At 74.7% G+C, this 13,025-nt stretch carries 11 protein-coding genes and 1 pseudogene; 2 read left to right on the top strand and 10 right to left on the bottom strand.

Translation table 11 applies throughout. The features are described 5' to 3' along the window. The 9 genes and pseudogenes from Aru02nite_RS16790 to Aru02nite_RS16750 form a co-directional block, all read right to left on the bottom strand. Complete coding sequence (locus Aru02nite_RS16790; protein ID WP_203658493.1) at positions 1 to 279, bottom strand: hypothetical protein; 279 nt, start codon at positions 277 to 279, stop codon at positions 1 to 3. A 107-nt stretch (positions 280 to 386) separates the two neighbouring features. Beyond that, positions 387 to 815: pseudogene (locus Aru02nite_RS16785) on the bottom strand (DUF948 domain-containing protein); the annotation flags it as partial. An 81-nt stretch (positions 816 to 896) separates the two neighbouring features. Continuing rightward, complete coding sequence (locus tag Aru02nite_RS16780; protein ID WP_203658489.1) at positions 897 to 2,363, bottom strand: replication-associated recombination protein A; 1,467 nt, start codon at positions 2,361 to 2,363, stop codon at positions 897 to 899. Between the two features lie 75 nt (positions 2,364 to 2,438). Next, positions 2,439 to 4,661, bottom strand: a complete 2,223-nt coding sequence (dhaM, locus tag Aru02nite_RS37245; RefSeq protein WP_203658487.1) for a dihydroxyacetone kinase phosphoryl donor subunit DhaM — start codon at positions 4,659 to 4,661, stop codon at positions 2,439 to 2,441. After that, complete coding sequence (gene dhaL, locus Aru02nite_RS16770; RefSeq protein ID WP_239076736.1) at positions 4,658 to 5,296, bottom strand: dihydroxyacetone kinase subunit DhaL; 639 nt, start codon at positions 5,294 to 5,296, stop codon at positions 4,658 to 4,660. The genes dhaM and dhaL overlap by 4 nt, the downstream gene beginning before the upstream one ends. A 7-nt stretch (positions 5,297 to 5,303) precedes the next feature. Then, on the bottom strand, positions 5,304 to 6,308 hold the full coding sequence (gene dhaK, locus Aru02nite_RS16765) for a dihydroxyacetone kinase subunit DhaK (protein WP_203658485.1): 1,005 nt from the start codon (positions 6,306 to 6,308) through the stop codon (positions 5,304 to 5,306). Positions 6,309 to 7,095: 787 nt separating this feature from the next. Beyond that, complete coding sequence (locus Aru02nite_RS16760; protein ID WP_203658483.1) at positions 7,096 to 7,818, bottom strand: hypothetical protein; 723 nt, start codon at positions 7,816 to 7,818, stop codon at positions 7,096 to 7,098. Between the two features lie 160 nt (positions 7,819 to 7,978). Further along, positions 7,979 to 8,638, bottom strand: a complete 660-nt coding sequence (locus Aru02nite_RS16755; protein ID WP_203658481.1) for a response regulator transcription factor — start codon at positions 8,636 to 8,638, stop codon at positions 7,979 to 7,981. Then, positions 8,635 to 9,816: a sensor histidine kinase gene (locus tag Aru02nite_RS16750; protein ID WP_239076735.1), complete on the bottom strand. Its 1,182-nt coding sequence runs from the start codon at positions 9,814 to 9,816 to the stop codon at positions 8,635 to 8,637. Before Aru02nite_RS16750 ends, Aru02nite_RS16755 begins: the two co-directional genes overlap by 4 nt. A gap of 119 nt (positions 9,817 to 9,935) precedes the next feature. Between Aru02nite_RS16750 and Aru02nite_RS36695 the strand changes: the two genes are divergently transcribed. Together Aru02nite_RS36695 and Aru02nite_RS16740 are read left to right on the top strand one after the other, a co-directional pair. Beyond that, positions 9,936 to 10,508 (top strand): hypothetical protein, encoded by a 573-nt coding sequence (locus Aru02nite_RS36695; RefSeq protein WP_239076734.1) that lies wholly within the window; start codon positions 9,936 to 9,938, stop codon positions 10,506 to 10,508. A 29-nt stretch (positions 10,509 to 10,537) separates the two neighbouring features. Continuing rightward, on the top strand, positions 10,538 to 11,455 hold the full coding sequence (locus Aru02nite_RS16740; RefSeq protein WP_203658479.1) for a hypothetical protein: 918 nt from the start codon (positions 10,538 to 10,540) through the stop codon (positions 11,453 to 11,455). A 124-nt stretch (positions 11,456 to 11,579) separates the two neighbouring features. Here the strand turns inward: Aru02nite_RS16740 and Aru02nite_RS16735 are convergent, their stop codons facing one another. Further along, positions 11,580 to 13,013, bottom strand: a complete 1,434-nt coding sequence (locus Aru02nite_RS16735) for a sugar porter family MFS transporter (RefSeq protein WP_203658476.1) — start codon at positions 13,011 to 13,013, stop codon at positions 11,580 to 11,582. Positions 13,014 to 13,025: the final 12 nt, after the last annotated feature.

Genomic DNA, 13,025 nt, shown 5'->3' with positions numbered 1-13,025 from the left:
TTACCGGTCGCGCGGGTCGAGGGACGCGGGCCGAGCACCCAGATCCAGGTTGGCCGCGACCGCCTCGTGGATCTGTCCTTCGCGCTCGGCCATCGAAGCTCGCACGTCCGACACGAACGAACGCACCTCGTCCAGCGCGTTCGCGGCGGCACCCGCCGCCGTCGACTGCAGCGACGCGGCGACACCCTGCGGCGTGAACGCCTCGGCCTTCTGGGAGATCTTGCGGACCGCCACGACACCAACCGCGACACCCAGGCCGAGCCAGAACAGCCGACGCATCAGACGGTCCTCTCCCCCGCGCCCGAACGGACGGTACTGCCGTGCCCCGCCGCGCGGCGGAACAGCCCGCGGCCCACCGCGCGCCGCACGATCTTCGGCTGCGCGCTCTTCTTCTGCTTCCGCGCCCCGCGCACCGTCGTGTCGCCGCCGCGGCGGGCGTTGACGGTGCGGCGCACCCCGTAACCGAAGGCGGCGACCTTGACCAGCGGACTGGTGGTCACCCCGGCGACCACCGTCGACAGCTGCGCCACGTTGCCGGACACCCGCTCGGCGTGGCCGGTGATCGCGTCGACCCGTTCCAGCTGGGAATTCACCCCGTCGAGCGAGGTCTGCAGCTGCCCGATGGCGGTGTTCATCCCGTCGAGGGTACGGTTCGCGTCGGTCAGCAACGGACCGGTCCGCTCGGCCACCTCGGTCAGCGCCCGGGTCGCCGCGTCGACGGTGTGCCGCAGCTTCAGGATGGGCACCATCAGCACACCCACCAACAGCAGAAACGCCAGCGCCGCGATCAGCGCTGCGAGCTCTGTCCCGGACACCCCAACGTCCCCCTCGAACACACGGGTCCGCCCCGCCGTGGACCCCGGCCGGCGTGTCGCACCAGCGACCTGGACAGAACCCTACCGCCCGTCGCTCCCAGTATCGGGACCGGCGTCCGGCTCCGGCGAGTCGTTATCCGGTCCCGTACCGGACAACGAGGTGGACGGGGCGGCCGATGCGGGACGCGTCCCCCGCACGATCTGCCGGATCCGGTCGAGCCGGTCGGCGACCGCCCGCTCCGCACCCAACCGCTTCGGTACGTAGTAGTCCCGGCCCACCGTCTCGTCCGGCGCGTACTGCTGGGTGACCACGCCCCGCGGATCGTCGTGCGGATACCGGTACCCGGTGCCGTGCCCCAGACCCCGGGCGCCCGCGTAGTGCGCGTCGCGCAACCCCCGCGGCACCATCCCGGTACGCCCGGCCCGGACGTCGTCGAGCGCCGCCGACACCGCCGTGGTCACCGAGTTCGACTTCGGGGCGGTCGCCAGGTGCACCACCGCCTGCCCCAGGTTCAGCCGCGCCTCCGGCAACCCCACCCGGTCCAACGCCTCCGCGGCGGCCACCGCGACCTGCAACGCCGTCGGATCGGCCATCCCGACGTCCTCACTGGCGAAGATGATCAGCCGGCGGGCGATGAACCGCGGGTCCTCCCCCGCCACCACCATCCGGGCGAACCAGTGCAGCGCCGCGTCCACGTCCGACCCGCGCAGGCTCTTGATCAGCGCGCTGGAGATGTCGTAGTGCCCGTCACCGGCCCGGTCGTAGCGCACCGCGGCGGTGTCCACGGCCGCCTCCGCCGTCGCCAGATCCACCACCACCGGACCGTCGCCGTCCGCGGTCGCCAGCGCCGAGCCCGCCGCCGCCTCCAACGCCGTCAACGCCTTCCGGGCGTCCCCACCGGACAGCCGGACCAGGTGCTCCTCCGCCTCGTCCGACAGGCCGACCCGGCCGGCCAGGCCCCGCTCGTCGGTCAACGCCCGACGCAGCACCTCCCGTACCGTCTCGGGGCCGAGCTGCTCCAGCGTCAACAACACGCACCGGGACAACAACGGCGACACGACCGAGAAGTACGGATTCTCCGTGGTGGCCGCCAACAACGTCACCGTACGGTCCTCGACCGCGGCGAGCAGCGAGTCCTGCTGGGTCTTCGTGAACCGGTGCACCTCGTCGATGAACAACACCGTCGGCGCACCCGACCGGCGACGGTCCGCCCGCGCCGCCGCGATGACCTCGCGCACCTCCTTGACGCCGGACGACAGCGCCGACAGCGCCACGAACCGCCGGTTCGTCGACCCGGCCACCAGGTGCGCGATCGTGGTCTTGCCGCTGCCCGGCGGACCCCACAGGATCACCGACAGCGGCGCGTCGCCCTCCACCAGCCGGCGCAGCGGCGCGCCCGGCGCCCGCAGGTGCTCCTGCCCGACCAGCTCGTCCACGCTGCGCGGACGCATCCGCACCGCGAGCGGCGCGTGCTCGTCCGGCTCGGTCAGCTCGGACGCGGACGGTGCCGCGGGAGTACCCAGGTCGAAGAGGCTGGCCGGTTCCACGCCCGCGACCCTACCCGCGACCCCCGACAACCCCGCACGCTCGCCCGATGGCCAGGAGACGCCGGCACCGCGTACTCAGGCGAGAGCGGCGCGGAGGGCCGGTAGCAGCGGGGCGGCCATGCTCAGTTCCGCCACCCCCGCGGCCACCAGACGCCGCGCGTACTCCGGGTCGCCGGCCAGGTCGCCGCACACCGCGACCGGCACCGACCCCGCCTCCGCGACCAGCCGCCGCACCAGATCCGGCACCAGCCGCTCCCCCGCCCGGTACGTCCCGGCCACCTCCGGCAGCGTCCGGTCGCTGGCGCTCAGGTACTGCGCGAGATCGTTGCTGCCGACGCTCAGGAAGTCCACCAGCGGCAGGAACGGCGCCACCGACAGCGCCGCCGTCGGAATCTCCACCATCATCCCGACCGCCGCCGGCTCCGCGTACGGCACGCCGTCGCCGCGCAGGCTCTCCGCCGCGGCCCGCAACGCGTCCCGCGCGGCGGCCAGTTCCGCCGGCTCCGTCACGAACGGCACCATCACCTCGACCGGGCGTACCGCGGCGGCACGCAGCACCGCGCGCAGGTGGGTGCGGAACAGGTCCGGCCGGGACAGGCACAGCCGCAGGCCGCGGTCGCCGAGGAAGCCGTGCCGCACCGGGTCCAGCCCCAGCGCCGGCACCGGCTTGTCACCGCCCAGGTCGACCGTGCGTACCACCACCGGGCCGGGCGGGCACGCGGCCAGGATCCCGGTCAACCACGCCACCTGCTCGTCCTCGTCCGGCAGCACCGTACGACCCGCGAACAGCAGCTCGGTACGCAGCAGGCCGACGCCGCCCGCACCGTTCGCCGCCGCCGAGCGGGCGTCGGCCACCGACCCGACGTTCGCCGCCAGCCGCAGCTCGCCCCCGTCGGCCCGGCGTACCGGACCGGTCACCACCGGCGCCGCCGCCGGCGGCACGTCCCGCTCGTCCGGGTCCACCACCAGCTCACCGGTCCCGCCGTCCACCAGCACCGGCGTACCGTCCGGGACCGCGTCGAGCACGTCGCCCGCCGCCACCACCATCGGTACTCCCGCCGCACGGGCCAGTACCGCGGCGTGCGAGCGCGCACCGCCCGCCCGCAGCACGAAACCGACCGCGCCCCGCGCCGCCAGCTCCGGTACCAGCGACGGCGGCAGGTCGTCGGCCAGCAGCACCGCACCCGCCGGTACCGACGGGACCACCGGATGGCCCGTCAGCGCGCCCAGCACCCGCCGGCCCACGTCCGCCACGTCCACCGCGCGCGAGGCGATCACCGCGTCCGGTACCGCGGCGAGCGCGGCACGGGTCCGCTCCACCGCCGCCCACCACGCCGCCGCCGCGGGCGTCCCGTCGGCGACCGCGCCGAACGCGGCGTCGGTCAGCTCCGGATCGGCCAGCAGCGCCCGGTGCGCGGCGACGATCCCACCGCCGGCCAGCTCGTCCCGTACCCGGCGCAGCGCCGCGTCCAGCCGTTCCCGTTCCCGCTCCGCACCCTGGTACTCCTCCGCCGGCACGGCCACCGCCACCAGCCCCGGACGGCTCAACGGCCCCACCCGACGACCCGGCGCCGCGCCCACCGTCGTACCGGAGGCGCGTGGTGCCTCGGCCGGGGCCGGCGTGTCGGTGGCCGACGACAGCACGTCCACCACCCGCGCCACCGCGGCCGACGCGTCCGGCCCGGACGCCGACACGACGACCTCGGCACCGACCGGCGCGGACAGCCGCAGCAGCCCGCTCAGGCTCCCCGCCGACGCCGACCGCCGCCCCGGCACCGCCACCTGTACCACCGCGGACAGCCCGGTCAGCGCGCGGACGACCGCGGCGGCCGGGCGGAAGTGCAGGCCCGCCGGATCGGTCAGCACCACCCGCTCCGACAGGTCCGCGGCCACCGGCGCCGCCGGCTCCGGCTCGGCCCGCTCCGGGCCCGCCTCCGCCGCCGCGGTCGCCACCGCCGACAGGTCACCGCCCGCCGCCGCGGCCACGCCCGCCTCCAGCGCACCCTCGACGAACGCCGCGTCCACCACCCGCGCGCGTCCCGCCACGTCCGGATCCAGGAACTCCAGCGCCAGCTCCGCCGACATCCGCGCGCTGCCCAGGTCGTACAGGATGGCCACGCCGGCGCCGGAGTCCGCGGCGGTGACCGCGTCGGCCACCAGATCCGGGCTCGTACCCAGGCCACCGTCGGCGTCACCGCCCGCCGCTACCACCGGTACGCCCGGCGCCATCTGGCCGACGAGGTCCCGCAGCCCGGCGGCCAACGCCGCACTGTGCGAGACGAGGACCAGACCGATCACGCCGCGGCCTGCGCGGCGAGGCACTCGAACAGGGCCTGACTGGACACCGCACCCGGATCGCGGTGCCCGACGCTGCGCTCCCCCAGGTAGCTGGCGCGGCCACGGCGCGCCTGCCACGGCACCATCCGCCGTACGGTCTCCGCCGCCGCCACCGCACCCGCCGACAACGCCGCCGCCAGGCCCGTACCGCCGGCAGCCGCGGACTCGACCGCCTCCGTCGCCGCCGACCACACGTCGTACATGGTCTTGTCGCCGGCGGCGCACTTGCCGCGCGCCGCGATGCCGTCCGTGGCCTGCCGCAGTACGGCCGCCATCCGTGACGCGTCCAGGCCGGTCGCGTCGCCCGCGGCGCCCGCCGCCCGCAGGAACGCCGTGCCGTACAGCGCGCCGGAGGCGCCACCGACCGTCGACACCAGGCGGCGGCCGACCAGGTTGAACACCGCGCCGGGGGTGCCCGGCGTACCCGCGTCGAGCGCCTCCACGGCGGCGCGCATGCCCCGGTCCAGGTTCGTGCCGTGGTCCCCGTCGCCGACCGCCGTGTCCAGCTCCGTCAACAGGTCCTTCAGCTCCGCCACCGTCTTCGCGTACCGGTGGAACACGGCCGCGACGTCCGCGCCGGTCAACTCCTCGCTCACCGCACCCTCACCTTCCCCATCGCAGCGCCACCGTCTCGACCGGGTCGTCCCACAGCCGCGCCAGGTCGTCGTCCAACCGCAGCACGGTCAGCGACACGCCGAGCATGTCCAACGACGTCATGTACTGCCCGACCAGGCTGCGGGCCACCCGCAGGCCCCGTTCGCCGAGCGTACGCACCGCGCGGCGGGCCACGATCGCGCACTCCATCGGCGTCGCCGACCCCAGCCCGTTGACGAACAGCAGCACGTCACCGGTCAGCTCGTCGGCGGCGAAGTCGTCGAGGACCGCGGCCAGCGCCCGGTCGGTCAGCGCGTCCGCCGGCTCCATCGGCCGCCGCTCCCGGCCCGGCTCGCCGTGGATGCCCACCCCGAACTCGATCTCGTCGTCGGCCAGCACGAACCCCGGCCGCCCCGTCGCCGGCACCGTACCGGCCGACAGCGCCAGGCCCAGCGAACGGCTCCGCGCCGCCACCTTCCGTCCCAGCTCCGCCACCGCCGCCAGGTCCGCGCCCCGCTCGGCCGCCGCCCCGCAGATCTTCTCCACCAGTACGGTCGCGCCCACCCCGCGCCGCCCGCTCGTGTACGTCGAGTCCTCGACCGCCACGTCGTCGGCGACCAGTACCGTCTCGGTCGCGATGCCGTCGGCGGCCAGCAGCTCCGCGGCCATCTCGAAGTTCATCACGTCGCCCGAGTAGTTCTTCACGATCAGCAGTACGCCAGCGCCGCCGTCCACGGCGCGCGCCGCCGCCTCCACCTGGTCGGCGGTCGGCGACGTGAACACCGCACCCGGGCAGGCGGCCGACAACATCCCCGGCCCGACGAAACCGACGTGCATCGGCTCGTGGCCCGATCCCCCGCCCGACACCAGCGCCACCCGGCCCCGTACCGGCGCGTCGGCACGCGTCACGTACATCGGGTCCGGCGACAGGCGCAGCAGGTCCGGATGAACCAGCGCCAGGCCCTCGACCGCCTCGTCGACCACCGCGTCCGGCCGGTTGTACAGCCTCTTCATCGACACACCGCCCTGTCTGCCGCTTCGATGCGGGCCATCATCGCAGGGCCGGTCCGGCGCGGATGTCCCACGTCACCGCACCTACAGCTTTCTAGGTAGCTGAATCAAAGCGGGCCGGCCGGCGGGCGCGGCCGGCAGACCGGGCCATGGACGTACCGGTAGAGCCACGGGTGTTGGGCGTGACCATGTGCCATGCCGCTCGACGGGCCGGGGATCTTGTCGGCCGCCTGCCCGGATGCGGTGTCCACCGCACCGTCGCAGTGCGCGCGCGTCCCGCCGGCCGCCGCAGAGCCTGACGCCGCACTCCGACGCCGAGACGCGACGCGACGCCGACGCCGGACTCCGGCACCGGGACGCGACACCGGGTCCTGACGCGAGATGCTGACGCGCGGCATGGTCGCGCTCGGCGGCACGATCGTCACCATCGCCAACCCGGACATCGGCAAGCCGCTCAACGCTCCCCGAGCCCTCCCCCGACGGTTCGGCGAGCACGTCCGTCCACTGTGGACAGAACGCGAGTCCCGCAGTGAGGCGGCAGTGCCGGGCTCACTGTGGTCGAGTCGTGAGTCCCCGCCAGGACGTTCGCCACGAACCGAGGCGCCGAACAGGAACGATGGGCGCGCAGGCGGTCTCACCGCTGGGGCGCGACGCGGGCGCACACCGCCAATCTCGATCCGGGCCGGCAGGTACGGCGGAGTCAAGCCGGAGACGGGCGGCCCGCCACGCCTCGCCGGCCCTGGCGAGCTGACCGGATCGGCGGTGCGGCCGAGTACGCGCGGTCGGCCGGCTATCCGGCGCGAACGACCTGGAGGACCACCTGTGCCAGCTGGTGGAGCGAGTCGCTGGTCCCGTTGCGCAGGGCCTTGCTTGCCTTCCCGCAGACGCCCGCCGTCACCGCGGAGTCCCCGACACGTACGGAGGGAAGGGCGCGGCCGTGCACCGCCGGCGGGTGCCAGGTCCCGCCCAGGATCCCGCGAAGTACCTCCCCGCAGTACGCGCCGGCGAGTACGACGAGGTTGCCGTCGTCGAGGTCGGGTGCCTCGTCCTCGGGGCCGTAGCCCTCCTCGGCCCGCCGCGCCTGGATCAGCTCGTCCACGGTGTGCAGCGACTCGACGCTGCCGTCCAGGCCGTACTCGCTGGCGAACGCCGCAGCGTTGGCCGCCTGGAGAGCGTCCAGGTCGAGTACGCCGTCGGGGCAGGCGAACCGGCCCGGACGGGTCGTGCCGCCGGCTTCGTCGCCAGGGTTGGCCGTCGCCTGGACGGATCGCACCACGCCGCCCATCGCGGTGACGTAGGAAACCGCGGCCTCGGGTGGCGTCTCCGCGTACATCAGCTCGATGCGGAACGGCTCACCGCGACCTGCACCGTAGCTCTGCATGGCCACGGTCTTCGCCTGCAACTGCACCAGCCGAAGCGCCTCCGGTTCCCAGCTCGCGGCCACCATGACCAGGGCGGTGCCGCCGTCACTCTCGTACGCCACATCGATCCGGTGCAGATCCGCGAGTCCCATGGTTCGCAGATCCTACGGGCCCGCGGGCGCGTCACGTCGTCGACCGGGCGGCAGGCGGAGCGGGCGACAGCACCGCGGCACGGTGCACCCGGAACCGGACCGACGAGCTGCCGTACTCGGCGGGTGGAACCGTTGCGCCGCAAGCGATCCGGCGCGCCCGTCAGTCGGCGCCGGGGCGGACGAAGCCGGACTCGTACGCGGCGATCACGGCCTGGGTCCGGTCCCGTACGCCGAGCTTGGCGAGCAGGCTGGCGACGTGCGCCTTGACGGTCTCGGCGCCGACGTGCAGGTCGGCGGCAATCTCGGCGTTGCTGCCGCCGCGGGTCAGCGCCCGCAGAACCTCGGCCTCGCGGTCGGTCAGGCGCGCCGAGCGCAGCGCGTCCCCGGTGCCGGTGTCCGGGGCGCGGGCGGCGAGCCGCCGGATGGCCGTCGGGTACAGCAGCGAGTCGCCGCGCGCGACGGTACGGACGGCCTGCGCGATCTCGTCCGGCCGGGCCCGTTTGAGCAGGAAGCCGGACGCGCCGGCGCGCAGCGCCTCGTACACGGTGTCGTCGTTGTCGAAGGTGGTGACGACGAGGACGCGGGGCGGTTCGGCGACGCGGTCGAGCAGGTAGCGGGTGGCCTGGATGCCGTCGATGGCGGGCATCCGTACATCCATCAGGACGACGTCCGGGCGCAGGCGGCGAACCAGCGGGAGTACCTCGGCGCCGTCGCCGGCCTCGCCGACCACGGTCAGGTCCGGCTCGGTGGACAGGATCGCCGTCAGCCCGGCCCGGACGAGCGGGTCGTCGTCGACGACGAGGACGCGGACGGCGCTCACCGCAGCGGCACCGCGAGGCTCAGTACCCAGCGGCCGTCGGTGGGTCCGAAGTGGACGGTGCCGTGCAGGGTGGCGACGCGTTCGGCCATGCCGGCGAGGCCGCGCCCGGGCCGCGAACGACGTACCGGACGGTCCGGCATCGGGTTGCTCACCTCCACGACCAGCCGCGCGTCGGTGACGGTCAACCGCACGGTCACCGGCACCGTACCGGCGTGGCGGGCGGCGTTCGTCAGCCCCTCCTGCACGATCCGGTACGCCTCGCGCGACACGTCCGCGGGCACGGTCGCCGGGTCGCCGTTCGTCTCCAGCGTCACGGGCAGCCCGGCGGCCCGGGTGTGCGTCACCAACCCTGCGACGTCCCGCAGCATCGGTACGGGCGGGGCGGTGCCGGGTTCGTCGCGCAGCAGCCCCAGCGCGTGGTCGAGGTCGGCCATCGCGGAGCGTCCGGTGTCCTCGATCGCCGCCAGCGCCCGGCGTACGAAGGCCGGATCGTGGTCGAGCAGCCGGCCCGCGGCGGCGGCCTGCAGGGTGGTGACGGTCAGCGCGTGGCCGATCGAGTCGTGCAGGTCGCGGGCCAGGCGGGTACGTTCGGCGAGCGCGCGGGCGCGGGCCTCGGCGGCGACCAGCCGTTCGGCCGCGGACGGACCCAGCAGCGGCGGGGCGCAGCGGGCGAGCAGCGCCGCCAGCGCGGCCACCAGGTAGACGTACGCGGGGACGGTGACCAGGACCGCCACCGGCAGCAGCCGCCGACCCGGCCAGACGCCGAGCTGGCCGACGGTGATCAGCCAGCCCAGTCCGGCGACCAGCGCCACGCCCGCCGCCGCGCCGGCCAGCACGTGCAGCAGGAACCACAGCGACGCGCGCCAGCGGGTGTCCCAGTCGCGCGCCGGCGGCAGGTGCTCCGGCAGGTCCGTGCGCAGCAGGCTGCGCACCGCGGCGCCCTCGACGACACGGACCGGGGGCAGCAGCGACACGGCGACCGGCGGCAGTACGACGACCGCCAGCGGTACGAGGACGGCGAGCGGCGGCCACAGCGCACCCCACCGCACCGGTACGAGGATGCTCGCGGCGACCATCGCGAACGCCACGGCCAGCGCGGCACCCAGCGCCAGGAACACCCAGCGGCGGTACCCGGGCGGGGTGAGCAGCCGCCGCATCCCGTGCCCGCCACCTCGCATGGGCTCATTCTCGCAACCCCCGCGCGGGGGAGGCGGTTCGCCCACGCGGGGCGGGTGCCGGGGGCCGGTCACCCGGCACGGTGGGTGCGACCCGTACCGCCGAGCCAGGGGATCCGAGGATGACCAGTCAGTTCAGCCGGGTACGCGACGCCTGGCGTGCCGCGCACGCGCCCGTACCGGGGGTGCCGCGGTGGGCCGTCGCCTGCGCGTACGCCGTGCCGCTGGTGGCGTTGCCGTCGAGCGTGTGGCGCATCGTCGGCTTCGTGTTCGACGCGCCGATGGTGCAGCACGTGTCGGGCGGCACCGGGCCCGGACCGAGCGTGCTGCGCGGCGGCCCGTGGTGGTACATCGTGGCGCTCAGCGTGGTCAGCGAGGCGGTGGCGTTCCTGGCCGTCGGGCTGGTGGCGGGCTGGGGCGAGGTGTGGCCGCGCTGGGTGCCGCTGCTGCGCGGCCGCCGTACGCCGGTGCCGCTGGTGGTCACCGCCGCGGGCCTCGGCGCCGTCGGCGCGCTCGTCTTCCCGTACGCGCTGGTCATGTACGCGCTCGGGCTCGGCGTCGACGGCCGCGCCACCGGCCTCGAACTCGCCGGCTGGCAGCAGGTCGTGTTCTGGCTGGCGTACGCGCCGCTGGCCTTGTGGGGGCCGCTGGTCGCCGTGCTCGCCGTGCACCACCACCGCCGGCGTACCGCATGACGCGCCCGGCGCTGTGGGTGTGGTCGGCCGTGACCGCCACGTACGGTGCGGTCGCCGCCCTCACCGGCACCCCGACCTTCGTGTACGGGCCGCACCGGGCACCCGCCGTCCTCGGCTGGGTACTCGTCGCCCTCGCCGGCCTCGCCGCGCTCGCCACCGCGCTCCCCCGCCTGCGGTACCCCACCGTCGGGTTGCTCGCGGCCGCCGCGTTCGGCCTGCTGATGAACGTGATCACGCTGGTCGTGGCGCAGCGGGTGGACGACTGGCCCGCCGCGCTCGCGCAGGCGCTGTGCGCCGCCGGCGCGATCCTCCTGGTACGACTCGCGTCCCGGCACCGGCGGCGCCCCGCCCGCAACGCAGCGCCGGCCGTACCGACGGCGGCGGGGCGGCGGGTGCAGGTGGCCGCGGTGGTCGGGGCGCTGGCGTTCGTGCCGTACGCGGTCATGAAGACGACCTGGGCGCTCGGCGGCCGGTTCGCCGGGATGACCGGCGCGCAGATGCTCGCCAGCTACCGCCGCAACGGCGCCTCGCCGCTGTTCCTGACCCTGGAGTCGTGGGGCCTGGACCCCACCGCGCTGCTCGCCGCCCTCGGCGTCGTCCTGCTGTTCGCCCTGGTACGCCCCTGGGGCACGGTCTGGCCGCGCTGGCTGCCGGTCGTACGCGGGCGGCGGGTGCCGCGCTGGCTGCCGCTGACCCCGGCGCTGCTCGGCGCCGCCACGCTCGCCCCGTACGGGATCGGTGGGCTCGTCTACTGCACGCTCGGCGCCGCCGGGGTGATCGCGGTCCCCCGCGGCGACGCGCCCACGTCCGCCGACACGTTGCTGATGGCGTTCCTCGGCGTCGGCCCGTTCGCCGTGTACGGCACCGCCCTCGCCCTCGCCACCGTCTCGTACCTCCGGCGGACCCGGGCCCGTACGCCCGAGATCCCCGCAGCGGCAACGACCTGAGCCCTGCGGCGACGCGGCGTTCTGCCGGGAGCTGGTGGCGCAGTTCGCCGCGGTCGGCCAGCACGCGAGCCGACGCGGTACGCGAACGGTCCGGTGCCCACGCCGGCACCGGACCGTCGCGCGTTCAGGTGCGGCGGGCGAACTTGTGGATGATCTCCTCGACCGACAGGCCCTTGGTCTCCGGTACGCACGTCGCGACGAACACGATCGCGAGCACCGCCAGCGCGGCGAAGCAGACGAGTACCCAGGCCAGGCCGATGCCCGCCAGCCACGCCGGGAACACCAGGACGAGGGCGAAGTTGGCGAGCCAGTCGGCGGTGGCGCCGATCGACGCGGCGCGTCCGCGTACCGCGGTCGGGAAGACCTCGCCCTGCAGCAGCCATCCGGTGCCGCCGACACCGACCGCGAACGACGCGATGAACAGGCACAGTCCGACCATCACGACCACGATCCGGGCGGTACCGGAGAGCGCGACGAGGCCGCCCGCGGCGATCAGCATCGCGACGACCATCCCGATGTACCCGCCGATCGCGATGGGGCGCCGTCCGATCCGGTCGATGTACCGGAACGCGAGGTACGTGGCGGCGACGTTGACCGCCGTCATGATCGTGGTGACCTCGACGGCCGAGACCGCGGCGGTGACCTTGTCGCCGGATCCGCCGGCGAACAGCGGGGCCAGCAGGTGCGGCCCGTAGTACAGGGGCACGTTGATGCCGGTGATCTGCTGGAACACGAAGAACACCACGACCACGAACAACGCCCGTCGTACGCCCGGGCCCCAGTTGGCGAAGCGGCCCTTGCCGGCCGCGGCGCGTTCCTGCTCGGCGAGTGTGCGGGCGGAGTCGCGGATCTGCTCGTCCGTGGCGTCCACGCCCAGCAGCGCCAGCGCGTCCCGGGCCTTGTCGTACCGGCCGTTGCGCAGCAGCCAGCGCGGCGACTCCGGCATCTTCGCCCGCAGTACCAGGCCGACCACGGCCGGGACCGCGCCGAGGCCGAACATCAACCGCCAGTCCGTGTGGTACGCCTGGCCCGGCATCGCCTTCAGCACCACCAGCGCGATCAGGTACGACACGAGGATGCCGACGGTGATCATCCACTGCTGGAGCAGGCTGAGCGACCCGCGCCGGTGCCGCGGGGCGTACTCGGCGATGTAGGCGGTGGCGATCGCGGAGTCGGCGCCGATCGCCAGGCCGATCAGGGTGCGCGCCACGATCAGGATCGCCACGTTGACGGCGAACGCGGCGAGCAGCGCGCCGACGGCGTAGATGCCGGCGTCCACGATCAGCAGCGACTTGCGGCCGAACCGGTCGGTCAGCGGCCCGGCCAGGATCGCACCGACCGCCGCGCCCACCGAGGTGCCCGCCACCAGGTAGCCGAGCACGAAACCGCTCATCTGGTACGGGATGAAGTTGAGCGCCGAGCCGATGTTCGCCGTGTCGTAGCCGAACAGGAAGCCGCCGATCGTCGCGAGCAGTGTCAGCGACCAGTAGAACGACGTGGGTGAACGCTGGTCGAGGTCGGTGAGTACGGTCCGACTGGCCGTGCCGTGGCTGGACATCGTTGCCCTCCG

Source organism: Actinocatenispora rupis (assembly GCF_016861975.1).
Classification (GTDB): domain Bacteria; phylum Actinomycetota; class Actinomycetes; order Mycobacteriales; family Micromonosporaceae; genus Actinocatenispora; species Actinocatenispora rupis.
Note: the sequence above shows the minus strand (reverse complement) of the source record. Positions and strands in the feature narration are given on the sequence as shown.